The organism is Halobacterium sp. DL1, assembly GCA_000230955.3.
In the GTDB taxonomy this organism is placed as follows: Archaea; Halobacteriota; Halobacteria; order Halobacteriales; family Halobacteriaceae; genus Halobacterium.
Genome location: CP007060.1, coordinates 660,410 through 683,142, shown reverse-complemented (window position 1 = coordinate 683,142; position 22,733 = coordinate 660,410). Strand labels below are relative to the sequence as shown.

Here is a 22,733-nt window from a genome sequence, read left to right as displayed (position 1 = left end):
GCGGTCCGTGCTACCGGGACGGACGGTGACCGACGGGGTCACTCGCCGAGCGCGAACAGCTCGCTACCGGCGAAGTTCACGGTGCCGGCGACGGCGATGGCCCCGACGTTGGCCGTGAACGCGGCCAGGTGGAGGACCTCGACGCCGACCGCGAGCGCGACCGAGTAGACGACGAACCCGAGGCCGTAGACGGACGCGTACCGGGCAGCAGCGCGGTGGAGGTCGTGGCCCGGGCGGTCGTACGTGACGACCCAGTTGAGAACGAACGTCCAGGCGGTGCCGCCCGCGAACGCCAGCGCACCGGCGAGGAGGTAGGCCACCGGTACGAGGACGAAGACGACGGCGTTCACGACGGCGCCAGTGGTGCCGACGACGCCGAACTCGACAGCGCGGACCGCCCGCGCCGGGGCGGCGATCCGGTCGAGCCCGAGTAGCCGGAAGACGTTCTCGGCGCGACGTTCGACGCTGTCGACGACGTCCGCCATTCGGGGAGGGCCTAGCGCCTGCGAACCCAAAAACCCCCGGTGAAAGACGACCCCGCTGGACACCCGCTGCGGACCCGATTCCGTCCCAACCGACGAGCATAACAGCCGCCACCCCGTTGCCCTCCTGCATGGACGCGGCGCTGGGGCCACCCGACCAGATGGCCGAGAGCGAGGGCGACCTCACGCCGATGATGAGCCAGTACTTCGAGCTCACGCGGCGCTACGAGGACGCGCTCGTACTCTTTCAGGTGGGCGACTTCTACGAACTGTTCTGCGACGCCGCCGAGGCGGCCGCCCGCATCTGCGAGATCACGCTGACTGCTCGCGAGGACTCGACGGGCCGCTACCCGATGGCGGGCGTCCCCATCGACAACGCCGAACCGTACATCGACGACCTGCTCGACGCGGGCTACCGGGTCGCCGTCGCCGACCAGGTAGAGGACCCCGAGGAGGTGACTGGCGTCGTCGATCGGGCCGTCACACGCATCGTGACCCCGGGGACGCTCACGGAGGACGAACTGCTCGCGGGCGACGACAACAACTTCGTCGCGGCGCTGTCCCAGTCCGAGAGCGGCCGCTTCGGCCTCGCGCTGCTCGACGTCTCAACGGGCGACTTCTACGCCACGAGTCTCCCCGAGGCGGCCAGGGTGCGTGACGAACTGGGGCGGTTCGCGCCCGCCGAGCTCGTCGCCGGTCCGGCCGTCGACGCGGGCCGCTTCGACGGCGACACCTTCCTCGCGGAGTACGACGACGCGGCGTTCGACCTCGACGCGGCCACGGAACGCGTGGCGTCGTACTTCGGGAGCGCGGACGCCCTCGCCGCCGACGCGGAGGTGCGGGCCTGCGGCGCGCTGCTCGCGTACGCCGAGTACACGCGCGGGGGCGAGGGGCACCAGCGACTCGACTACCTCAACCACCTCACGCGCTACGACCCCCGGGAGTACCTCCAGCTGGATGCCGTGGCGCTGCGCAGCCTCGAGGTGTTCGAACAGCGCAGCGTCCACGGCGCCGAGGGCACCGCGCTCGTGGACGTACTCGACGAGACCGCCTGTGCGCTCGGGCGGCGCGCGCTGACCGACTGGCTCCGCCGCCCGCTCACCGACCGCGAGGCCATCGAGGCGCGCCACGACGCCGTCGGTGAACTCGTCGCCGACCCGATGACCCGCGAGGAACTCCACGAACACCTCCGGGACGTCTACGACATCGAGCGCCTCGTCTCGCGGGTGTCCCGGGGCCGGGCGAACGCCCGCGACCTGCGCTCGCTGAAGGCCACCCTCGACGTGGTGCCGGAGGTGCGCTCGCTGCTCGCGGACGCCGACTGCGGGAAACTCCGGGAGTTGCGCGCCGAACTCGACGATCTGCCGGAGATTCGGAACCTGCTCGACCGCGCCATCGTGCCGGACCCGCCACAGGAACTCACCGAGGGCGGGGTCGTCCGGGACGGCTACGACGAGACCCTCGACGGCCTCCGGGAGACAGAGCGCTCGGGCAAGCAGTGGATCGACGACCTGGAGGCCGAGGAGCGCGAGCGCACGGGCGTGGATTCGCTGAAGGTCGGGCACAACGCGGTCCACGGCTACTACATCGAGGTGACGCACGCGAACAGCGAGGCGGTGCCCGAGCAGTACCAGCGCCGACAGACCCTGAAGAACGCCGAGCGCTACGTCACGCCGGAGTTGAAGGAACGCGAGGACGACATCGTGCGCGCCGAGCAACGCGCCCAGGACCTCGAGTACGAGCTGTTCACCGAGGTCCGTGACAGGGTCGCCCGCGAGGCCGAGCGGATGCAGGCGGTGGCGGCGGCGCTCGCAGCGCTGGACGCCCTCGCATCCTTCGCGTCGGTCGCCGCGGCCCACGACTACGCGCGCCCCACGATGGGCGGCGACGGCATCCGCGTCGAGGGCGGGCGCCACCCCGTCGTCGAGCGGACGGAGTCGGGCTTCGTGCCCAACGACAGCCGACTCACGCCCGACGAGCGCGTCGCGGTGGTCACGGGGCCGAATATGAGCGGGAAGTCGACGTACATGCGCCAGGTCGCGCTTGTCGTCCTGCTGGCGCAGGCCGGCAGTTTCGTGCCCGCCGCCAACGCCCGACTCCGGCTCGTCGACCGCATCTTCACGCGGGTCGGCGCGAGCGACGACATCGCTGGCGGGCGCTCGACGTTCATGGTCGAGATGACGGAGCTCGCGTCCATCCTCCGGGCGGCCACGGAGGACTCACTCGTGCTGCTCGACGAGGTGGGCCGCGGCACGTCGACGACGGACGGTCTCGCCATCGCGCGCGCCGTCACGGAGTACGTCCACGACGAACTCGGCGCGACGACGCTGTTCGCCACCCACCACCACGAACTCACCGCGGACGCCGAGCGCCTCGCCGACGCCGTCAACCTCCACTTCGGGGCGACGCGCACCGACGAGGGCGTGACCTTCCAGCACGAGGTCCGGGAGGGCGCGGCGACCGCCTCCTACGGCGTCGAAGTCGCGCGGACCGCGGGGGTCCCCGACGAGGTGGTCGAGCGCGCCCGCACGTTCCTCGACGAGTCCGTCGTCGCGGCGGACGCTGGCGAACGGACACGCGACGGGAGCGCGGACGAGGGAGCGGACGAGAGCACCGGCACGGACGCCGGCCTGGCGGCGAAACTCCGGGACGTGAACGTCGCGGAACTGACGCCGATCGAGGCGCTGAACGTGCTCAACGAGCTCCGGCGCGACCTGGAGTAGCTACTCGACGGGCGAGAAGTCGAGCCCGCTCTCCGCGAGCAGGCGGCGGGTCTTCTCCGTGACCTCGGGCGCGACCAGGACGCCACGCACCTCGGCGTCGGCGTGGAGGTCCCGGCGGAGCGCCGTCACGTACCGCTCCAGCTGGGAGGCCGCCGACGGACCGGCCTGCCGCGCCTTCAGTTCGACGGCGACCACCGCGCCGTTCGCGTCGCGGCCGTAGACGTCGACGGGGCCCGCGGGCGTCTCGCGCTCCGTGGCGAGCGGCCGGAACCCCGCCTCGACGAGGTCCGGGTTCGACAGCACGCGCTCCTTGAGGTCGGCCTCCGTGCCGGAGACGTCGCCCGCTACGCTCGTCGGGGCGAACGCCGCGGCGTGCCGGACGGACTGGAAGCGCACCGTCAGCGTGTCCGCGCCGTCGGCCTCGCCGCAGTGGAGTTCGAGGGCGTCGTCGACAACGCTCGCGGTCACGCCGCCGCCCGACGACCACGCGACGGGGTCGCGGCCCGACGCGCCGTGGACGAGGACCGTGTCGTCGGGCTTGTACAGCAGCTGCCGGACGCCAGCCGGCAGCGCCCGCTCCGCCCGCCCCTCGAACGTCGTGGCACAGCGCCCGACCAGCGAGACCGCGAGCCCGTCGCTGCTGGCGTCGGCGACGAACGCCGCGGCGGTCTCCGGGTCGGGGTCGGTGACGGTTCGCACGCTACGGTGTAGGTGGGACGGCGGCAAAAACGCAAGGATGGTCGCCGGGTCGCGGTGTCTGTTCGGGGCAGGTGTTCGAGCACGACCACGAGCGACTGCGCTAGCCGGCGGTGCCCCGGTGACCGTCGGCGACGAGACGAACGTTGGCCACGTCGTGTCTGGACCGACGACGGTCGCGTGGGGCGTCCTGCCGGCGGACGGGTGACACCACGTCGTCCGCGGCGGTCGGGGAGTGTGCCGGCAACGCAGGCGGACCGACGGAGCGCGCCGGAGAAGTCCTTCCCCCGAACATCTTCCCCGAGCTTACCCCCGGAATGGTGCATCGCGGGTCGGTAGGGCCGACTGAATCGTGCTCGGCAGCGTGACCGCTCTTCAACCGGTTGACTGACACGAACCCCGTTCCCGTGCAGGCCATCCGTGAACAGCCTCGACTAACTACGTTTCTCGGGGGTTGTCAGGTGTTCGGCACATCGGCTGGTTGCTCACCTGTGGAGACGCCACCGCTCGCCACAGGTGGCCCGGGACCGAACCCATCTCTGGTAGAAAATCAGATAGTAAGTAAAGATAGTAAGTATACCGAGGTATTTCTAGTGGCCATCGGAGACTATTCTACACTTCCGGAGGTTGATCTAGACTGGTATCGACTTCGCCACACAGTAACCGGTAGCGTCTGTCGATTTCGATGAGCGCCAGAGACGTGTTGTTTCGTTTTGTTAACTAATCCCCAGTTTGACCCTCCAATCACCCATTAAATACCCCTGGTGACGCCAGTTTGTTAGCCTTTTTTGCCCATCCCAGAGGTCGTAACGGGGTGCGACTGGACCAGCGATCCACCCAGATCGAGCCCACCCAGCTGCGACGCAAGTTCGGGTAGCCCGAGCGACCTATCAAACCAGATCCGGGAGAATTAACAGTGCATTTAGTATTATCCAATATTGATAATACATCATATCGGGTCGCGAATTGTCGACCCTGGAACCGACACCTTCCCCGGTCCAGCGTTCCTGGTCGTCGACGGCTCACTGGAGGCCCGCTGGGACACGTCAGCAGTTCTGGACAAGTACGAGGGTCGTGTCTTTCGTCTCTCTGCCTTGCCCGTGTACCGCGTATGCGGTACCCTTAAGAATCCGCTCGGAGAGGTAGTAAGCAGCCATGGATTTGGAAATCGAGGGCGATAGTGCACTCGTAACGGCGTCCAGTAGCGGACTCGGGAAGGCGGCGGCGACCCGCCTCGCCGAGGAGGGGGCGAACGTCGTACTCAACGGCCGTGACGAAGACCGCCTCCAGGACGCGGTCGAGGAGGTCCGGGAGGTCGCCGAGGGTGACGTCGTCGGGCACGCCGCCGACCTAACCGACGCGGACGCCATAACCACGCTCGTGGACCGGACCGTCGAGGAGTTCGGCGGCCTCGACCACCTCGTGACGAACGCGGGTGGGCCGCCGAGCGGGCCGTTTCTGGAGACGACCGACGAGGAGTGGTACGACGCCTACGACCTGCTCGTCATGAGCGTCGTTCGACTCGTCCGCGAGTCCGCCGAGCACCTCCAGGAGGGCGACGGCGGCACCATCGTCACCATCGCATCACGCAGCGTCAAAGAGGCGATCCCGTCGCTCGTACTGTCGAACGCCGTCCGCATGGGTGTCGTGGGACTGGAGAAGACACTCTCGAAAGAACTGGCGCCCGAAATCCGCGCCAACGCTGTTCTCCCAGCGCCCCACGAGACCGACCGGACGGTCGAGCTCATCGAACAGGGCGTCGAGCGCGGCGAGTACGAGTCCTACGAACAGGGCCTCGAGGAGCGAGGCGCGCCCATCCCGCTCGGGCGCATCGGCGACCCGATGGAACTCGGGGACGCCGTCGCGTACCTCTCCTCGGAGCGGTCGAGTTTCATCAACGGCGTCGCGATACCCGTCGACGGCGGCCTCGGGGCGTCGAACCTGTAAACCGAGTCTGGCGGCACGATCAGTGGTCGGGACCCCCGTCGACACGCGGCGGCTCCAGCAGCTGACCACCACATCCGGGTTGTGCGCCGGGAGTACGCTTATGCACCTTTGCTCCGATTCGGGAGCATGGAGTTGATCCACACGGCGTTCAGAGTGACGGATCTGGACCGTTCGAAGGAGTTCTACCTGGACGGACTCGGGTTCGAGGAGAAGTGGGGGTTCGAGGAGGACGGCGTGGAGCACGTCTACCTCGGGCCCGAGACTGGCTCCGACATCCACATCTTCGAGGACCCCTCGAACGACGAACCCGTGGCAGGCGGCGGCAGTGACACCATCCACACCGACCACTCGGTCTGCTTGCTGGTCGAGGAAGACCTGCACGGTGTCTTCGAGGAACTCGTCGAACGGACCGACTGTCACGTGATTCTGCCCCCGAAGACGACGCCGTTCGAGACACACCGGAACGTCATCACGTTCGTCGAGGACCCGGACGGGCACGCCATCGAACTCATCGAACGGCTCGAGGGGCCGCCACCGGAGTGAGCCGAGTGGCTCGCGCACCACTGTCCGAACTGGTCGACCGCGTCGCCGACTACTCGCTCGCCCACCACGACGACCAGCCGTTCCTCGGCATGGACGTAGCGGACCACGACTGGGAGAAGGGGGTGCTCGTGAACGGCCTACTCGCGTGTGGGGTACGCGTTGCGGATGCGAAACACCACGTCGAGCGATCCATCGAGACCCAGACGGGCGAGGGACAGTTCGCGTATGGGTCGCTCCACACGAAACACCTCGACTGGGACGTCGACTGGGGTGAACAGGACCGCCTCGGGTACACGTCCATCGCGGACCCGCTCATCCCGGGGCACGGGGTCCTCGAGTTCTACGATCGCACGGGTGACGACTACTACCTCGACGCCGCGCGCAAGCAGTACGAGTTCCTCCAGCGGGTCGAACGCGTAGCTGGGGTCGGCATCCCGCAGCGCCGGGAAGCTCAGGAGCTGTGGGTGGACATGCTGTACATGGCCGCCCCGTTCCTCGCGCGCTACGGCGTGCTCGCGGACGACCCCGATGCCGTCGACGACGCGGTCGCGCAGTTCCACGCGTGCCGGGACCGCCTCCGTGACCCGGAGACCGGACTCTACCGGCACAACTGGGCAGCAGAGCCCGACAGCTTCGTGCAGAGCACGTTCTGGGCTCGCGGAAACGGCTGGGTGCTGGCCGCGCTCGCGGACGTTCTCGCAGTGCTCCCGGCCGACCACGCCGCCCGCGAGGACCTCGTCGAGCAGTTCGAAGCCCTCGCGGCCGCGATGCGGCCCTACCAGGACGCCAGCGGCTTCTGGCACAACATCGTCGACGACCGGACGTCGTGGCTGGAGACGTCCGGTACGCTGATGGCCACGTACGCCTTCGGACGCGGAGTCGACTTAGGTGTCCTCGACCCGGAGACGTACGTCCCACCGGCGCGGCAGGCGATGGAGGTGTGTGAGGGCGTCGTAGACAGCCGGGGTCGGGTCCGTCGGGTGGCGAAAGTTCCAGGTGGGCCGAAGGCGCCCGCCGGTGTCACGCTCCACGGGCAGGGGTGGTTCCTGCTGGCCGCGGCGGCGGCCCCCTGACTGGCCGGTCGCGCCACCGAGAGTCTGTGCCCTTTGGCCATCCCGACCGGCTCCACACTCACCAATCTGGACCACCACCTGATGTTCGAAATCCGGCGTCCACCGGATTCATCGGTGGAACTAAACCCTCGGTCAGCATTTTCCGTGGTGTATGCCAGCACCACTCGAAGACGTGACTATCGCCGACTTCAGCCAGATGCAACAGGGTGGGTGGGCCACCCAGAAGCTCGGGGACATGGGCGCCGACGTGATCAAGATCGAGCCAGCGGGCGGGGAGCTCGTCCGGACCGCGCCCATCGAGGGGGAACTCCTCGAGGACGTCAGCCCGTACTTCCTCGCGATGAACCGCAACAAGCGCTCGATCACCCTCGACCTCAAGTCCGACGAGGGCAGGCAGGTCGCCGAGGAGATCATCGGGGAAGCAGACGCGCTCGTCGAGAACTTCCGCCCGGGTGTCATGGAGAAGTTCGGTCTCGGGTACGAGGACGTCCGCGACGTCAACGAGAACATCGTCTACGTGTCGGCGTCCGGGTTCGGGGCGGACGGCCCGTACGCGGAACGGCCCGGCCAGGACATCCTCGCGCAAGCGATGAGCGGACTCGTCCAGAACACGGGCCGGAAGCAGGACCCACCGACGCCCGCCGGCTCGTTCATCTGCGACGCCCACTCCGCGAACACCATCGCGCTCCACACCGTCGTCGCGTTGTTCCAGCGAGAGATGACCGGCCAGGGGCAGAAGATAGAGACGAACCTCCTCAACGCCGGCATCGACTTCCAGACCCAGGAGATCACGAGCGCCGTCAACATGGACGTCGAGGCCGAGCGCAGCGAGTCGGGCATCGGCCACGTCTACTCGGGCGCACCCTACGGCGTCTACGAGACCGCGGACGGCCACGTGGCGCTCTCGTTCGCGAACCTGCCGAGCATCGCGGACGAACTGGGCGTCGAGCCGCTCTGTGACTACAGCGACGGCCGGGAGGTGTACGAGCACCGCGACGAGGTCAAAGAACAGCTCGAAGCAGAGACGCGGTCGGTGCCGACCGACGAACTCATGGACCGTCTGCTCGACGCCGGGGCGTGGATAGCAGAGGTCAACGACTACCAGGACGCCGCGGACCACCCCCAGGTCCGGCACAACGACATGATCATCGAACTGGAGTACCCCGGCGTCGGGACGTTCGAGACGACCGGCGTCCCCGTCTCCATGTCGAACGCAGACGTGGAGTTCAGCGACCCTCCGGTGCCCGGCGAACAGACCGAGGAAGTTCTCGCGGAACTCGGTTACGACGACGACGAGATCGCGGACCTCGAGGAGAACGGCGTCACCGCGAGCGAAGGCGGCACGCGAACCCAGTAACATGACAGGCACACTCACCAGCGACGACGAGCAGCTCATCGAAGCAGCCCGCGACGTGATCCGGGACGCGTTCGTCCACGGCACCCACTACGTCGGGTCGGCACTCCGAACGACAAGCGGCGACGTCCACACGGGCGTCCACGTGGAAGCGAACGTCGGCCGCGCGTCCGTCTGCGCGGAGCCAGTCACCCTCGGGACGGCCGTCGCGAACGGCGTCAAGGGGGAGGACATCGACACCATCGTCTCGGTCCGCCACCCAGGTCCGGCGGAGGACGAGGACGAGATCAAGGTCGTCTCCCCGTGTGGCGTCTGCCGGGAGCTAATCTCGGACGTCAACCCGCAGATGACGGTCATCTACCCCGGCGACGACGGCGAGTTGACCAAGTCGGCGGCTATCGACTTACTCCCCAGCAAGTACGTCCAGAGCTACCGGGACGTTCACCTCGAGGGGTAACGCTCGGTGAACGAGATTGTGGGGGTAGCGCTCGCGGTGCTCGGGGCGATCGGCATCGCGGGGCAGGTGATGGCTGTCCGCGTCGGCACCCACGAGGGGTCGACGACAGACGCGTTGACAGTCGTGTTGCTCGTGAACGTGGCTATCTTCGTTCCCCTCGCCGCCGTCCTGGAGTTCCCGGCGTACCGCATGTCCACGAACGCGCTCCTCTCCTTCGTCGCCGCGGGCCTGCTCGGGACGCTGCTGGGGCGGGCGCTCTACTACACGAGCATCGACCGCCTGGGCGCGAGCATCACGGAACCCATCAAGGCTTCCAACCCCCTGTTCGCGGTGGTGCTCGCCGTCCTCCTGCTCGGCGACCCGGTCACGAACGGCCAGTTCGCAGGCGTCGTGCTCATCGTCGCGGGTGTGGCGTGGCTGTCGAAACAGACCGTCGACGGCGACGCCACGCTCGCCGACGCCCCGGCCCGGGCGCTCACGCTGCCGTTCGCAACGGCGCTCGTGTTCGCGCTCGAACCGGTGATAGTGAAGGTCGGCTTCGGCGACGGGACTTCCGTCATGTCCGGACTCGCAGTGAAGACAGTGGTAGCGGCGGCCGGGATGTGGGCGTACCTCCGGTGGCGCAACGCGCTCCCGGCCCCCGGCGACCTTGTCCGTAGCCCGAACCGCCGGTGGTACCTGCTCGCCGGCCTCTCGAACTCCGTGTTCCTGCTGTCGTACTACGCCGCGCTGTCGCTCGCGCCGGTCTCCCTGGTCGTCCCCATCCTCCAGCTCAGCCCCCTGATCGTGATGGCGCTCTCCTACGCGTTCCTCGACAAGCTCGAGCGGGTCACGCTCGGCCTGGTGGCCGGGGCAGTCGTCGTGGTCCTCGGGGCAGTCGTCGTCACGCTCGCCTGACGAGGGTCGGGAAAATGCGTTCCACGGCGAGCGGTCGAGTCAGGTCGGGCCGACCGCATCCCGTTCGCCGCTCGACCGGGCCACCGACGGTGGCTGGGTGCAACGCTCCGCGGACTGCAAGTCCGTCAGTAGTTCATGTAGACCGTGCGGCTGATCGAGTAGAAGTCCAGGCCCGCGTCGCCCTGCTCCCGGTAGGTCTCGCTCGAGGAGTCCTTGAACCCCCCGAACGGGACGTGGAGTTCCAGCCCGGTCGTCTTCTCGTTGATCTTCACGATGCCGGCTTCGGCGCGGTTCGCGAACTCGTGGGCCTCCGTGAGGTCCTGGGTGACGAGCCCCGCCGCGAGTCCGTACCGGACGTCGTTGGCCTGCTTCAGCGCGTCCTCGAAGCCCGACACCGGGATGATGGCGAGCACCGGCCCGAAGATCTCCTCCTGCGCGATGCGCATATCGTTCGTGACGTCGGAGAAGACGGCCGGTTCGACGAAGTACCCGTCGTCGTAACCGTCGCCTGTGACGCGGTTCCCGCCGGTCTCGAGCGTCGCGCCCTCTTGTTGGCCGATCTCGACGTAGTCGAGGGTCGAGTCGAGCTCCGACTCGCTGATGTGCGGACCCATGTCGTAGTCCTCGAGCCCCGGACCGACCTCGATGCTCTCGACGTGGTCGACCATCTTCTCGACGAACTCCTCGTAGACGTCCTCGTGGACGATCGCCTTGGAGGTCGCCGTACACGCCTCGCCGGTGACGCCGAAGCAGCCGCCCGCGACGATGTCCACGGCTTCGTCCACGTCGGCGCTAGGCATCACGACGGTCGGATTCTTCCCGCCCATCTCCAGTTGCACACGCTTCCCGTCGTCGACCGCCTGCTTGCGGACCTTCTCACCGACCGAGTGGCTACCCGTGAACGAGACCGCGTCCACGTCCGGACTGGAGGAGACGGTGGCCCCGACACTCCTCCCGGGCCCGGTGACGAAGTTCACGACTCCGTCAGGGATTCCCGCGTCCTCCAGTGCCTCCACGAGCTCGCGGATGATTCCCGGTGCGAGCGACGCGGGTTTGAGGACGACGGTGTTCCCCGCCGCGAGCGCCGGCGCCATCTTCCACGACGCGATGGCGATCGGGAAGTTCCACGGCGTGATGAGGCCGGCGACGCCCACCGGCTCGCTCTGGGAGTAGAGGTGGGTAGTCGGGCTCGAGGACTCCTTGACGGTCCCCCCGAAGTCACTCGCCTTGGCTGCATAGTACGCGTAGATGTCGATCGAGCGCTGGACCTCACCTCCCGCCTCCGACGTGGTTTTCCCGACCTCGTGGGAGAGCGTCTGCGTGAGTTCCTCCTTTCGGTCTGCGAGGATCTCGCCCGCCTTCCGGAGGATGCGGCCGCGCTCCGGCCCGGGCATCGCCGCCCACTCGTCTGCGGCTTCGTTCGCGGCTTCGATGGCCGCCTCCGCGTCCTCGGCTGTCGACTGCTGGTATTCGCCGATGACTTCCTTGGTGTCCGCCGGGTTCCTGTTCTCGAACGTCTCGCCGGAGTTGGATTCTACCCAATCCCCGTCGATGAAATTGCGGTGCTGGCTCGACATGCGCTAACATAATTCGAGCGCGCTCGTATATTGTTTACTCTCGAAGCCGTGTCTGCCTCGCACCCCCGAGACGCATTCCCAGCAGAACTGGTAAGGACACGCACCCCATCCAGTCACTGATGACGTTCGTTCCTCACGCCCAGGGACTCGCCTACGCCGCCAGCGTGGCGGTCCTCTGGGGCGTCTTCCTGTTCTATCTGAAGCGGCACTTCAGTGACTACCCGCCCGCACTCGTCATCGTCGTGACGAACATTTTCTCAGTGGGGTGGTTTCTAACCGCGGTGAGTCTCGACCCCGGCCGGACTGTCGTCGGGGAAGTGGTGGCGCTGCCCGCGGACGACTGGCTTGCCGCCGCCGGCGTTGTTGTCGTGTTCGCCAGCGGATTGCTGTTGCTGTACCACGCGCTGGCCGTCGGGGACGTCTCGTACGTCGCACCGCTTAGCAAGCTCTCTCCAGCGTTCGTCCTTCCGCTCGAAGTTGTCGTGCTCGACCAGCATCTCGGACCCGTCCAGGTCGCCGGTGTCCTCATCGCCACGGTGGCGGTCTACGTCGCGAACTACCAGGGCGGCGGCATCCACACACCGTTCCAGACTGCCGTGACCTCCCGTCCCGCACGTCTCGCGTTACTGAGCGCGATGTTGCTCGGTGTCGTCGCCGTGAGCCAGCGCGTCCTGCTCCAGGAGGGAGGCGTCCAGCCCGCCGTCTGGACGCTCATCAAGCTCGCCGGCGTCCCGATCGTTCTCGGCCCCGTTGCGTGGCGGGGCAGGACGCCGCGCGTCTGGGGCGACCTCGGGAAGTTCGCCGTCGCCGGCGCGTTTGTCGGGCTCGGCGAGTGGGTGACCGCACTCGCGTTCTCCACGATACCCGCGAGCCTGGCATCCCCCATCATCAGCATGCAGGCGGTCGTCGCCGTCGTCCTCGGCGGAATCATCCTTGGCGAGGAAGACCTCCTGTTGCGGCTTGTGGCCGCCGGCACTGCCGTGGTCGGCGTCGTACTGATCGCCCTCGGCTGAGGGCGAGGGTTGCCGTGAGGAGGAGCGGAGCGTTCTCGAGGACTGTCTGGACGCGGACTCCGGAATCAGGCTACAGTGGTGTGAACACTCATTCGAAGCAGCTCGCGGCCATGAGGAACAGCCCCTGCCCGTGGAGCGTGACGCCGATGGGGGCCTCGGGACCGCCGGGAACCAGTGCGACGCGACGGACCTCGCCGTCTTCGTCCACGACACCCTTACAGACCTGCATGGCCCGATCGGCGGCCGTCTCGTACTCCTCCCCCTCGAGCACACCGAGTTCGAGCCCGCGTTTGAACGCGTACGCCGCCATCAGCGTGCCGGACGTCTCCAGGGGCTCCTCGTGGTCGTCGACGATGTTGTGCCAGAAGCCAGTGTCGTCCTGGAGGTCGACCATCGCCGAACAGGCCTCTCGGAGCATCTCCGCCATGATCTCATGGCCTTCGTGGTCGTCCGGAACGAACTCGATGGTGTCTACCAGTGCGCAGATCGCCCACCCGATGCCGCGCGACCAGAAGCTGCTCTGGACGTAGGAGTTCGGTTGCTCCATCCACGTGTGCCGGAACAGCCCCGTATGGGGGTCCTGCAGGTGCTTGCGCTGGACCTCGAACTGTTTGATCGCGTCGTCGACGGCGTCGGGGTCGTCCGCGAGCACGCCGTAGCGCGCGAGGAACGGACAGACCATCCACAGGCCGTCGACGGCGAGTGAGAGCTCGCCGCGCTGCTGGGGGATTCCGCCCTCACTGGTGCGTTCGACGTCGCGGAGGTACTCGATCTGTCTCCGTGCGGCGTCGAGGTAGTAGTCGTCACCCGTCCGGTCGTACAGTTCGAGGACGCCGTGGCCGATTGCCGCCGGGTCGGGGACGGACTGGTACTCACCGATAGTCCACTCCGCCGCCCAGTCGAGGTGGAGCGGGTCCAGCGAACCGTAGGAGAACTGGCCCTCGCTGGTCTGGGTCTCGATACAGCGGTCGACGATCTCCCGCGTTCGTTCGGGCTGTTCCCCTGTCGCGAGGAGGCCGTCGATGAGGCACGCCTTCTCCCAGTCGATGCCCATCTCCATGTCCCAGTCTACGGTGTGCTCTGCGACGCGGCTAGTAAGCTCTGACAGTGGTGCTGTCATCAGTTCGTTAACGTCATTCACTGGCGATTAGATAAGTGTTTCCCGGGGTCAGTCGCCGTCCCGTCCGGGGAACTGCCCTGGGAGTCGGGTGGAGATTTCGGCGTCGGACCACCACGGAGGCGCGTCTACGCGAGTCGACTGCGGACGCTCACTGCCCCTTCCACTCGGGATCGCGCTTCTCCTCGAACGCTTCGACGCCCTCCTCGTGGTCCTCGGTGGCCGTGAGCCAGTTGCCCGCGCGGCGCTCGTAGTACCGCCCGGTGCGGAGGTTCGTCTCCTGGGAGATGTTCACCGCGTCCTTGATCGCTCGCACGGCGAGCGGGGGCTGCTCGGCGATGCGCTCGGCGAACTCGACGACCTCCGTCTCGAGGTCCGCCGACGTGTGCACGTAGTCCACGATACCGTCGTCCAGCGCCTCCGCCGCGTCGATGTGCTCGGCCGTCATGGCGAGTTCCTTGGTACGACTCGGACCGACGATCTCCGGGAGGCGCTGGGTACCGCCGTCGCCGGGCATGATGCCAAGCTGGATCTCGGGGAATCCGAACTGGCTGTCCTCGCTGGCGATGCGGAAGTCACAGGTCAGCGCGAGTTCGAGACCGCCCCCGAGACAGTAGCCGTCGATCTTCGCGACGACGGGGGCGGGGAACTCCTCGACGCGCGTGAACATCGGGTTGAAGTTGAACACGCCCGGTTTCACGTCGTGGAACTCGTCGACGTCCGACCCCACGCAGAACGCGTCGTCGCCAGCGCCCTCGAGGACGACGATGCGGGTCTTGACGCCGTCGTCCTCCTCGTAGAGACCCTGCCGGTCGAGGCCCTCGAACGCCTCCAGCCCCTCGATTATCTCGTCACAGCACTGCTTGGAGAGTGCGTTGAGTTTGTCTGGACGGTCGAGTATGATCCGCCCGACGCCCGTTTCCTCGTCGAAACGCCAATCTATCGTCTCGAAGTCCTCTGGTTGCACGCCGAAAAGTGGGGTGACGAGCGCCTTAAATCTTCGTTCCGTGTCACCGAGCCCCAAACATTCATACCGCGCGACGGCGACCCTCGAACCAACCGATGCACGACTCACTCACCCTCGCAGAGCGCCTCGATCAGGGGGACGCGACGATTGGCGTGCTCTCCACGATTGTACACCCGAACCTCGTCGAAGTGTACGGCAGCCTCGGACTGGACTTCGTGTGGATCGACCTGGAGCACGCCGGCCCGTCACCCTACGACGCCGAACGCCTCGAGGACCTCGCGCGCGCCGCGGATCTCGCGGGAGTCGAAGTCGTGCTCCGGCTCCCGACGAAGGACCCGTCGCTCGTCCGGAAGACCCTCGACACGGGCGTCCGGAACATACTGATACCGCGCGTCGAGACGGCCGCGGAGGTCCGCCAGACCGTCGCTTCGGCGCACTTCAGCTACGACGGCGCGGTCGGCGACCGGGGGCTCGCAGGCGTCCGTGCGAACCGGTGGGGAGCGGACATGGACAGCTACACGTCCCGGTCGGACCGCCACGTCCAGGTCGGCGTGATGATAGAGAACGAGCGCGCGGTGGCGAACGTCGAGGAGATACTCGCCGTCGACGAACTCGGGTTCGCGTTCATCGGGCCGTGGGACCTCTCACACTCCCTCGGCCACCCGCTAGAGGAGGAGCACGACAGTGTGCAGGCCGCCATCGCGGACATCGAGGACGCCTGCGCCGACGCGGACGTGCCAGTGATGGGGTTCGTCGGCGACAGCGAGGACGCCGCCGAGAAGGCCGAGGCTGGCTACCAGTTGCTCGTCGTCGGGAGCGACGTCGACGCGTTGCGCTCCGCACTCGGCGACCGCGTCGAAGAAATCGCTCGCGGTCTGGGACAGACGCGAGCGAGCGACTACAGGAAGTAACTCGCAGCGAGCAGGAAGAACCCCTGGCCGTGGAGCGCGACGCCGAGCGGGGCGTCGGGGCCACCGGGGACGACTGCGACGCGGCGAACGCCGCCCTGGCTGTCGACGAGTCCCTTGCAGACGTCCATCGCACGCTGGGACGGCTCCTCGAACGTGGACGGGTCGAGGACGCCCTGTTCCATGCCCTCCTCGAAGGTGTAGACGAACATCAGCGTACCTGATGCCTCGAGTGGGGAGGTCCGGTCGTCGAGGGTGTTGTGCCAGAACCCGCTGTCGTCCTGGTAGTCGAGGACGACCTCGCTGACGTCCTGGAGCATCTCGACGAGGCCGTCGTAGCCGTCGTGGTCCTCCGGGACGTACGGCAACGTGGCGACGATGGCCGTGGTGAGCCAGGCGACACCACGAGACCAGAACGTGTCCTGTGCGAAGGAGTTCGGGGTCTCCTGCCAGCCCTGTCGATAGAGCCCCGTGTGGGAGTCGTAACAGCGCTCGGCGTGGACCTCTATCTGGCGGACCGCCTCGTCGATGGCCTCGGGGTCGTCCGCGAGTTCCCCATAACGCGCCATGAACGGGCTGATGTGGTACAGTGAGTCGAGCAACAGTTCCTTCTCGCCGCGCGAGATGGGAATGCCGCCGCCCTCGGTCTTCTCGATGCTCTGGAGTTGTTCGTACTGCTTCCGGGCGGCGTCGAGGTAGTAGTCGTCGCCCGTCCGATCGTACAGCTCGAGGACGCCGTGGCCCGGCACGACCGGGTCGGCGTAGGACTTGTAGTCGTTCTTGTCGCCCGCCCAGTCGGGTTCCCAGCCGTACGGCGTGAGGCCGAGACTGCCGTACGTGAGCTGGCCTTCCGTCGTCTGGGTTTCGATGGACCGGTCGACGAGGTATCGCGTCTCCTCCTCGTGGAGGCCGACCGCGTGGAGGCCGTTGATGGCACACCCCTTCTCCCAGTCGTGCTGTTCCATGTTGAACGTCTGGTCGTCGAGCGCGTGCTCCGCGACACGCTCGACGAGCTCTGGTAGCTCGTGACTCATTCTCACACGCACTCTGAACGACCGGCGAAACCCGCATAAACGTATCGGATAGTTTGACCGGAGGGACGAGAGTTTAAGCCAGCGGCCGTGGAACCCGTTCGCATGGTTGGTTCAGGTGACCACTACGGCGTCGTCGTCGGAGACATGGACGCGTCGCTGGCGTTCTATCGCGACACGCTCGGTATGGAACTCGTCGACCGGTTCGAACAGGAGAGCGAGGCGTTCGACCGTGCGGTCGGGGTAGCGAACGCGCGCGTCGAACTCGCATTCCTCGATGCCGACGGCTACGTGGTGGAACTCATCGACTACCAGCGGCCGCCAGGGGGCGACGCGAACGCGGACGTCGAGAACAACGACGTGGGCGCGGCACACTTCTGTCTCGCCGTGGCCGACGCCGACGAGGCCTACGAACGCCTGCGCGATGACGTCCAGTTTTTGAGTCCGCCACAGGAACTGGACAACGGCGTGAAACTCGCGTTCATGGAGGACCCCGACGGGAACCTCGTCGAACTGCTGGAGGAGTGACTGGCCCCGGTGATGTTCGGGGAACGCGCTCGGTGATCGTGACACCAGATCCAACTCTCTTAGGTTGTGCAGACAGGCACCCTGTAAACCGAACTGCCACGAGCGCGTCGGCGAACAGCGGGTGCCGGACGCCCCCTGTGACGTTCTAGCTGGACTGCCGTCTGCCGGGGTCACTCACTCGCCCGAACACCGCCCGACGAAGCTGGCGAAAGTTTATGTAGAACGGCTCGGAATCTCACAACGCGCAACGTGACGGTGATTGTCACGGCCGGGAGCACACCGTCACGACGACCATCCCGGACGACCAGTCAAACCATGGAATTCGTAGACTTCACCGACGCAGAAACGTACGAACCGGAAGACGGCTGGCAACGCGTCTCGCTCGCGGGGAGCGACGCGTTCACCTTCGAGTGGTTCGAGAAACCAGCTGGACACTCCTCGCCGATGCACCACCACGAGAACGAACAGGTGTGCGTGGTCCTCGAGGGCGAGATGGTCGTCCACACCGAGGACGACTCCGTCACCCTCGGGGAGTACGACTCCGTCTGGCTGGCGTCCGACGAACCCCACCGCGTCGAGAACCAGAGCGACGAACGCGCGGTCGGTCTCGACGTATTCGCGCCGGGCCGCGGCTTCGACTACTGGACCGACCGCGAAGAGTAGTACCGCTGACCGCCACTGGGCGGTCGACCACGACCAACGACTTGTGCCAATGACCGATACGACATCCTCAGCGACCCCCGGCGGCATGGACTTCTCCGAATCCTCGGAACTCGGCCTCGTGAAGAGCCAGATCGACCGCTTCATCGAACGGGAAGTCCGGCCGCTCGAGTCCGAGCACGACCAGTTCCTGGGCGAACGGGGCGTGGAGAACCGACTGGACGAGAACGGCTACCTCGTCGACGAATACCTCGACATCCGGGACGAGATACGCCAGCTCTCCGCGGAGGCTGGCTTCCTCACGATGCACATGCCCGAGTCGGTAGGTGGTGGCGGATTGAGTCTCCTCGAGTACCTGCTCGTACTCGAACACGTCAACAGCTACCACCCGGAGGGATTCCACGAGATGCTCCTGGAGACGCTCCTGACACCCGCACTCCTTCCGATGCACGAGGACGACCACCTCCGGGAGCGCTACTTCGAGCCGATGATGAACGCCGACATCACCGTCACCATCGGGATGTCCGAACCCGACCACGGCAGCGACATCACCTACCTCGACACGACCGCCGAGAAGGACGGTGACGAGTGGGTTGTCGACGGTACGAAGTGCTGGATCACGAACTCCACGTTCGCGGACGCGATCATCGTGTTCGCGCGCACCGACGGCGAGGACGGCGACGCCTACGGTATCTCCGCGTTCGTCGTCGACGAGGACAACCCCGGCTGGGAGCGGGGGAAAGCCCAGCGACCCATGGGGGACGAGGACGCCGGCCGCATCGCCTTCAACCACTTCGAGGGGTGTCGGGTCCCCGAGGAGCGCATGGTCGGCGAGCGTGGACGCGGGCTCGTCGACGTCGCGATGGGGTCGGTCGGCTACTTCCGCCTGAGCCTTCCGGCGCGAGCGGTCGGGCACGCACAGTGGATGTTCGAGGAGTGCGTCGACTACGCGGAGAGCCGCGAGACGTTCGGGAAACCCATCGGCACCCGCCAGTTCGTGAAGGGCATGCTCGCGGAGATGCGGGCGGACATCGAACAGGTGCGGTGGCTCTATCGCCACGCCGCCTGGCAGTACGACCGAGGCGAGGGCGAGCGCTGGGAGCAGAGCGCCGCGAAACTCCGTGGCGCACAGCTCTGGAATGACGCCGCCGACAGGGCGGTCCAGATCCACGGCGGCGCTGGCTACGTGCGCTCGCTGCCCTTCGAGGCCGAGTACCGGAACGCACGGGTCACGCGCATCTACGACGGCACTGACGAGATCCAGAAGGTCACCATCGCCGACCAGTTCCTCGACCTGTAATGGGTGACGGCGCCGAGACGGCTCGGAGGTGGCTCGGGTGCGCGTGACCTGGTCCTACCAGCGCACGCTGCTCGGGCTGACGATGACCGCGTTCTTCGGGACGTACGTCGCACGCCTCGTCGTCAGTCCGCTCATCCCCGACATCATGCTCACCTTCGACGTCTCGAAGAGCGCCGTCGGCCTCGTACTCACGGGGATGTGGGCGGCGTACGCGGTCATGCAGTTCCCGAGCGGGATCCTCGGCGAGAAATACGGCGAGCGCACGATCATCGTCGCCTCGTTACTGCTGACGGGTGTCGGGAGCCTACTGCTGGCGGCCGCGCCCTCGTTCCCCGCGTTCGCACTGTTCGGCGTCTTCCTCGGCGTCGGCGCGGGCCTCTACTTCCCGGCTGCCGCCACGCTGCTCACCAATCGGTTCGAGAACGTCGGACAGGCGCTCGGGTTCCACAACATGGGCGCGCCCCTCGCTGGTCTCCTCACACCCGTCGCCGCAGTGTTCGTCGCGACGCAGTTCGACTGGCGGGTGGCCATCACGCTCGGCGCAGTCGTTGCGTTCCCGGTTGCCGCCCTGTACGCGTCCCGCATCCGGTCGTCTGATTCGGAACACCCCGACCTGAACATCACCGACCAGTTCAACGTGCGGTCGAACGTCGCGCTCCTCGTCCGGCCGAGCATCGGGTTCACTACCACACTGGCGTTCCTCGGCGTGTTCGTCATCCAGGCGATCCAGTCGTTCTTTCCCACGTTCCTCGTGGAGTACGTGGGCACTACGCAGACGTACGCCAGCGTCGCGTTCGCGGTGCTGTTCGCGCTCCAGGGAATAACTCTCCCGCTGGTGGGCCGTGCGTCAGACCGCTTTGGCCGTGATCGCACTATCCGGGCATGCTACGTGCTCGGGACGGCCGGACTGGCGCTCTTCCTGGTCGGCGACACGGTGGTCCACGTCGTCGCCGTACCGCTGCTCTCACTCGGCTTCAGTTGGCCGCCAGCCATCCAGGCACGGTTCATGGACGCACTCCGCGACGACGAGCAGGGCGTCGGCTTCGGCCTCGTCCGCACCGTGTACATGCTGCTCGCGGCGCTCGGGAGCGTCGTGACGGGCGCGCTCGCGACCTTCTTCAGCTGGCAGGTGGCCTACGGCGTCCTCGCGGTCATCTTCGCGGCGCTCGCCGTGTTGTTGACGCTGAATCGCGTCCTCGGCTGGGACGCGTGAGTCCACCCCGGCGGTCTACTCGTGCCCGGAGATCTGGACTGGCTGGTACGGTTCTTCGAGGTAGTCGACGTCGGCGTCCGAGAGGTCGATGTCCAGCGCTTCGACGGCGTCCTCGAGGTGTTCGACGCTCGTTGTGCCGACGATGGGCGCGTCGACCCACTCCTTGTGGAACAGCCACGCCAGGGAGATCTGAGCCATCTCCACGTCCTTCTCCGCGGCGAGTTCCTCGACGCGCTCGTTGACCTCCCGACCGCCACCCTCCTGGTACGATTGCTCGCGGCGGTAGTCGTCGGTGTCTCCGCGTTTGGTGGCCTCGACGTCCTCGTGGGGGCGGGTGAGGTAGCCGCGGGCGAGCGGCGACCACGGCATCACGCCGATCCCCTCGCGCTCACACAACGGTAGCATCTCTCGCTCTTCCTCGCGGTAGACGAGATTGTAGTGGTTCTGCATCGTGACGAAGCGCTCGTAACCCAGCAGGTCGCTGGTGTGCAGCGCTTCGGCGAACTGGCGCGCCCACTGCGAGGACGTCCCGATGTACCGCACCTTCCCCCGGCGGACGGCGTCGTCGAGCGCCGCCAGCGTCTGCTCGATGGGCGTCTCGTAATCCCAGCGGTGGGTCTGGTAGAGGTCCACCGTCTCCATCCCCAGCCGCTCCAGGGAGGCGTCGAGCTCCTGCTCGAGGGCCTTCCGGGACACCCCGCTCGCGTTCGGGTCGTCGGGGTTCATGTCGCCGAACACCTTGGTCGCGACGACCTGCTCGTCGCGGTCGTAGTCCGCGAGCACGTCCCCGAGGATGCGCTCGGACTCCCCGTTCGAGTAGACGTTCGCGGTGTCGAAGAAGTTCACGCCGAGGTCGATGGCGCGCTCGATGATCTCCCGGGACTCCTCCTCGTCCAGCGTCCACTCCCGGCCCGTGCCGAAGCTCATGCAGCCGAGACAGATACGGCTGACCTGCATGCCGGTGTCGCCCAGCGTCGTGTACTCCATCGCTACTCACCCGCGTTCCGTCGCTTCACGAGCAGGATGTGCTCGTCGACGAGTACGGTCTCGTCGCGCTGGTTCGTCACTGTGTACTTGTTCACGACGCGGCCGAACTCGTCGTCGTAGTTCTCGACCGCCACGACCTCGGTGTGGACGGTGATGGTGTCGCCGATGAACACCGGGTTCACGAACCGGATGTTGTCGTGCCCGTAGCTGAACGCCTCCACCGCCCAATCGATGCCGATGGTCTCCGCAATGGCGTGGACCATGTTGCCAGGGGCAATCCGCTGCCCGAACCCCGTCTCCTTCGCCGCTTCCTCGCTGACGTGGATGTCGCCGAAGTCCCCACTGACGCCGGCGTAGTTCACGATGTCCGTCTCGGTGATGGTCCGCGCGTCCGCAACCGTCCGCTCCTCCCCCAGTTCGACGTCTTCGAAGTAGCGGTCGCCGCTGCGCTGGGTGTGTGTGCTCATGTGTCGTGTCTGCTTCGTCGCCCGCAATCGTGATATAGGTTGGCATCCCCCACCCTGTCAGTCGAGGCTGGTGTCCACGCTGGCGCCCCGCGCCTCGTGCTCGCGGTGGAGGTCACGCTCTACCGCCAGCGTGTCCCCGACCGGAAACGCCCGGTTCAGGCCGCGCTTGTTCAACGCCACGCCCACGGCGGGGTTGTCGGCAATCCGCCGGGCGACGCCCGCGACGGCGTCGTCCAGTTCCTCCGCAGAGTGGACTGCGGCCACGAGTCCGTGGTCGAGGGCCTCCTCGGCGTCGACCGGCCGGCCCGTGAGCACCATCTCGCGGGCGAACCCGTCGCCGACGACGAGCGGGAGGAGCCGCGTCGCGCCGTTCGACACCACCGCGCCGAGGGTGACCTCCGGGAGCTGGAACGTCGTGTCCGCGGCGGCGTACCGGAGGTCGAACGCGAGCGCCAGTTCCAGGCCGCCACCGACGACGTGGCCGTGGAGTTTCCCGACGACGACGCCCGGGTGACGCCGCACTACCCGCGTCACGTCCTGGTAGGCGTCGATGTCCTCGCCGTCTTCACCTGCTTCCTCGAGGTCAGCCCCCGCACAGAACGCACGACCCCTCCCCTCCACGACGACCACCTGTTCGTCGGCGTCCGCGACCGTGGACGCGAGGTTCCGCAGCGTCGCGGTGTCGAGCGCGTTCAGTTTCTCGGGCCGGTCGAGCGCGATAGTGCGCACACCGCCGTCAGTTCGATTGGTCGTGATTCCGTGCATGACGCCTACTACCTCGCAGTCGGCCCAC

23 protein-coding genes are annotated in these 22,733 nt (G+C 67.0%); 13 read left to right on the top strand and 10 right to left on the bottom strand.

Annotation, left to right across the window (positions count from 1 at the left end; genetic code table 11):
* Window positions 1-38: 38 nt before the first annotated feature.
* A complete protein-coding gene (locus HALDL1_04925) occupies window positions 39-485 on the bottom strand; it encodes a hypothetical protein (GenBank protein AHG05173.1) in 447 nt (148 codons plus the stop codon).
* Window positions 486-613: 128 nt separating this feature from the next.
* On the opposite strand from HALDL1_04925, the gene HALDL1_04920 reads away from it, so the two are divergent.
* A complete protein-coding gene (locus tag HALDL1_04920; protein ID AHG03008.1) occupies window positions 614-3,205 on the top strand; it encodes a DNA mismatch repair protein MutS in 2,592 nt (863 codons plus the stop codon).
* On the opposite strand, the gene HALDL1_04915 is transcribed toward HALDL1_04920, so the two are convergent.
* Both HALDL1_04915 and HALDL1_04905 read right to left on the bottom strand, forming a co-directional pair.
* On the bottom strand, window positions 3,206-3,904 hold the full coding sequence (locus HALDL1_04915; protein ID AHG03007.1) for an endonuclease: 699 nt from the start codon (window positions 3,902-3,904) through the stop codon (window positions 3,206-3,208).
* Window positions 3,905-4,947: 1,043 nt separating this feature from the next.
* Window positions 4,948-5,058 (bottom strand): hypothetical protein, encoded by a 111-nt coding sequence (locus tag HALDL1_04905; protein ID AHG05172.1) that lies wholly within the window; start codon window positions 5,056-5,058, stop codon window positions 4,948-4,950.
* On the opposite strand from HALDL1_04905, the gene HALDL1_04900 reads away from it, so the two are divergent.
* The 6 genes from HALDL1_04900 (at window position 5,057) to HALDL1_04875 (ending at window position 10,172) form a co-directional block, all read left to right on the top strand.
* Entirely contained in the window at window positions 5,057-5,848 is a 792-nt protein-coding gene (locus HALDL1_04900; protein ID AHG03006.1) for an oxidoreductase, read from the top strand. The two genes, HALDL1_04905 and HALDL1_04900, sit on opposite strands and share 2 nt — an antisense overlap.
* 126 nt (window positions 5,849-5,974) lie before the next feature.
* Complete coding sequence (locus HALDL1_04895; GenBank protein AHG03005.1) at window positions 5,975-6,391, top strand: glyoxalase; 417 nt, start codon at window positions 5,975-5,977, stop codon at window positions 6,389-6,391.
* On the top strand, window positions 6,388-7,464 hold the full coding sequence (locus tag HALDL1_04890) for a glycosyl hydrolase (protein ID AHG03004.1): 1,077 nt from the start codon (window positions 6,388-6,390) through the stop codon (window positions 7,462-7,464). Before HALDL1_04895 ends, HALDL1_04890 begins: the two co-directional genes overlap by 4 nt.
* A gap of 151 nt (window positions 7,465-7,615) precedes the next feature.
* Complete coding sequence (locus HALDL1_04885; GenBank protein ID AHG03003.1) at window positions 7,616-8,821, top strand: L-carnitine dehydratase; 1,206 nt, start codon at window positions 7,616-7,618, stop codon at window positions 8,819-8,821.
* A 1-nt stretch (window position 8,822) separates the two neighbouring features.
* Complete coding sequence (locus HALDL1_04880; GenBank protein AHG03002.1) at window positions 8,823-9,275, top strand: hypothetical protein; 453 nt, start codon at window positions 8,823-8,825, stop codon at window positions 9,273-9,275.
* Between the two features lie 18 nt (window positions 9,276-9,293).
* Window positions 9,294-10,172 carry a hypothetical protein gene (locus tag HALDL1_04875; GenBank protein ID AHG03001.1) on the top strand — a complete coding sequence of 293 codons (879 nt, stop codon included), beginning with the start codon at window positions 9,294-9,296 and terminating at the stop codon, window positions 10,170-10,172.
* Window positions 10,173-10,297: 125 nt separating this feature from the next.
* Here HALDL1_04875 and HALDL1_04870 read toward each other — a convergent pair whose 3' ends face one another.
* A complete protein-coding gene (locus HALDL1_04870; protein ID AHG03000.1) occupies window positions 10,298-11,749 on the bottom strand; it encodes an aldehyde dehydrogenase in 1,452 nt (483 codons plus the stop codon).
* 197 nt (window positions 11,750-11,946) lie between these two features.
* Here HALDL1_04870 and HALDL1_04865 point away from each other — a divergent pair, with 197 nt between their 5' ends.
* On the top strand, window positions 11,947-12,762 hold the full coding sequence (locus HALDL1_04865; GenBank protein ID AHG02999.1) for a hypothetical protein: 816 nt from the start codon (window positions 11,947-11,949) through the stop codon (window positions 12,760-12,762).
* An 88-nt stretch (window positions 12,763-12,850) separates the two neighbouring features.
* Here HALDL1_04865 and HALDL1_04860 read toward each other — a convergent pair whose 3' ends face one another.
* Window positions 12,851-13,882 carry a glycosyl hydrolase family 88 gene (locus HALDL1_04860; protein ID AHG02998.1) on the bottom strand — a complete coding sequence of 344 codons (1,032 nt, stop codon included), beginning with the start codon at window positions 13,880-13,882 and terminating at the stop codon, window positions 12,851-12,853.
* Between the two features lie 148 nt (window positions 13,883-14,030).
* A complete protein-coding gene (locus HALDL1_04855) occupies window positions 14,031-14,846 on the bottom strand; it encodes a crotonase (protein AHG02997.1) in 816 nt (271 codons plus the stop codon).
* A 95-nt stretch (window positions 14,847-14,941) separates the two neighbouring features.
* Here HALDL1_04855 and HALDL1_04850 point away from each other — a divergent pair, with 95 nt between their 5' ends.
* Window positions 14,942-15,757 (top strand): aldolase, encoded by an 816-nt coding sequence (locus HALDL1_04850; GenBank protein AHG02996.1) that lies wholly within the window; start codon window positions 14,942-14,944, stop codon window positions 15,755-15,757.
* Here HALDL1_04850 and HALDL1_04845 read toward each other — a convergent pair.
* Window positions 15,745-16,788: a glycosyl hydrolase family 88 gene (locus HALDL1_04845; GenBank protein AHG02995.1), complete on the bottom strand. Its 1,044-nt coding sequence runs from the start codon at window positions 16,786-16,788 to the stop codon at window positions 15,745-15,747. The genes HALDL1_04850 and HALDL1_04845 overlap by 13 nt on opposite strands.
* Before the next feature lie 102 nt (window positions 16,789-16,890).
* On the opposite strand from HALDL1_04845, the gene HALDL1_04840 reads away from it, so the two are divergent.
* From HALDL1_04840 to HALDL1_04825, 4 genes are all read left to right on the top strand, one after another.
* Window positions 16,891-17,313, top strand: a complete 423-nt coding sequence (locus HALDL1_04840) for a lactoylglutathione lyase (protein ID AHG02994.1) — start codon at window positions 16,891-16,893, stop codon at window positions 17,311-17,313.
* Window positions 17,314-17,628: 315 nt separating this feature from the next.
* Entirely contained in the window at window positions 17,629-17,976 is a 348-nt protein-coding gene (locus tag HALDL1_04835) for a cupin (protein ID AHG02993.1), read from the top strand.
* 85 nt (window positions 17,977-18,061) lie between these two features.
* The gene (locus HALDL1_04830) at window positions 18,062-19,273 is read left to right on the top strand and encodes an acyl-CoA dehydrogenase (GenBank protein AHG02992.1); all 1,212 of its coding nucleotides are present in this window, start codon (window positions 18,062-18,064) and stop codon (window positions 19,271-19,273) included.
* A 43-nt stretch (window positions 19,274-19,316) separates the two neighbouring features.
* Complete coding sequence (locus tag HALDL1_04825) at window positions 19,317-20,486, top strand: lactate dehydrogenase (GenBank protein ID AHG02991.1); 1,170 nt, start codon at window positions 19,317-19,319, stop codon at window positions 20,484-20,486.
* Between the two features lie 15 nt (window positions 20,487-20,501).
* Here the strand turns inward: HALDL1_04825 and HALDL1_04820 are convergent, their stop codons facing one another.
* The 3 genes from HALDL1_04820 to HALDL1_04810 are packed head-to-tail and all read right to left on the bottom strand — an operon-like array spanning window position 20,502 to window position 22,705.
* Window positions 20,502-21,473, bottom strand: coding sequence for an aldo/keto reductase (locus HALDL1_04820; GenBank protein AHG02990.1), 972 nt, complete (start codon window positions 21,471-21,473; stop codon window positions 20,502-20,504).
* Window positions 21,474-21,475: 2 nt separating this feature from the next.
* Window positions 21,476-21,940 (bottom strand): MaoC family dehydratase, encoded by a 465-nt coding sequence (locus HALDL1_04815; GenBank protein AHG02989.1) that lies wholly within the window; start codon window positions 21,938-21,940, stop codon window positions 21,476-21,478.
* A 57-nt stretch (window positions 21,941-21,997) separates the two neighbouring features.
* Window positions 21,998-22,705: an enoyl-CoA hydratase gene (locus HALDL1_04810; GenBank protein AHG02988.1), complete on the bottom strand. Its 708-nt coding sequence runs from the start codon at window positions 22,703-22,705 to the stop codon at window positions 21,998-22,000.
* Window positions 22,706-22,733: the final 28 nt, after the last annotated feature.

What these genes read in the sequence shown, in the direction of transcription:
- HALDL1_04925 (AHG05173.1), bottom strand. Translation starts at nt 485, where the DNA reads ATGGCGGACGTCGTCGACAGCGTCGAACGTCGCGCCGAGAACGTCTTC.
- HALDL1_04920 (AHG03008.1), top strand. Translation starts at nt 614, where the DNA reads ATGGACGCGGCGCTGGGGCCACCCGACCAGATGGCCGAGAGCGAGGGC.
- HALDL1_04900 (AHG03006.1), top strand. Translation starts at nt 5,057, where the DNA reads ATGGATTTGGAAATCGAGGGCGATAGTGCACTCGTAACGGCGTCCAGT.
- HALDL1_04905 (AHG05172.1), bottom strand. Translation starts at nt 5,058, where the DNA reads ATGGCTGCTTACTACCTCTCCGAGCGGATTCTTAAGGGTACCGCATAC.
- HALDL1_04895 (AHG03005.1), top strand. Translation starts at nt 5,975, where the DNA reads ATGGAGTTGATCCACACGGCGTTCAGAGTGACGGATCTGGACCGTTCG.
- HALDL1_04885 (AHG03003.1), top strand. Translation starts at nt 7,616, where the DNA reads ATGCCAGCACCACTCGAAGACGTGACTATCGCCGACTTCAGCCAGATG.
- HALDL1_04880 (AHG03002.1), top strand. Translation starts at nt 8,823, where the DNA reads ATGACAGGCACACTCACCAGCGACGACGAGCAGCTCATCGAAGCAGCC.
- HALDL1_04870 (AHG03000.1), bottom strand. Translation starts at nt 11,749, where the DNA reads ATGTCGAGCCAGCACCGCAATTTCATCGACGGGGATTGGGTAGAATCC.
- HALDL1_04860 (AHG02998.1), bottom strand. Translation starts at nt 13,882, where the DNA reads ATGACAGCACCACTGTCAGAGCTTACTAGCCGCGTCGCAGAGCACACC.
- HALDL1_04850 (AHG02996.1), top strand. Translation starts at nt 14,942, where the DNA reads ATGCACGACTCACTCACCCTCGCAGAGCGCCTCGATCAGGGGGACGCG.
- HALDL1_04845 (AHG02995.1), bottom strand. Translation starts at nt 16,788, where the DNA reads ATGAGTCACGAGCTACCAGAGCTCGTCGAGCGTGTCGCGGAGCACGCG.
- HALDL1_04840 (AHG02994.1), top strand. Translation starts at nt 16,891, where the DNA reads ATGGTTGGTTCAGGTGACCACTACGGCGTCGTCGTCGGAGACATGGAC.
- HALDL1_04835 (AHG02993.1), top strand. Translation starts at nt 17,629, where the DNA reads ATGGAATTCGTAGACTTCACCGACGCAGAAACGTACGAACCGGAAGAC.
- HALDL1_04830 (AHG02992.1), top strand. Translation starts at nt 18,062, where the DNA reads ATGGACTTCTCCGAATCCTCGGAACTCGGCCTCGTGAAGAGCCAGATC.
- HALDL1_04820 (AHG02990.1), bottom strand. Translation starts at nt 21,473, where the DNA reads ATGGAGTACACGACGCTGGGCGACACCGGCATGCAGGTCAGCCGTATC.
- HALDL1_04815 (AHG02989.1), bottom strand. Translation starts at nt 21,940, where the DNA reads ATGAGCACACACACCCAGCGCAGCGGCGACCGCTACTTCGAAGACGTC.
- HALDL1_04810 (AHG02988.1), bottom strand. Translation starts at nt 22,705, where the DNA reads ATGCACGGAATCACGACCAATCGAACTGACGGCGGTGTGCGCACTATC.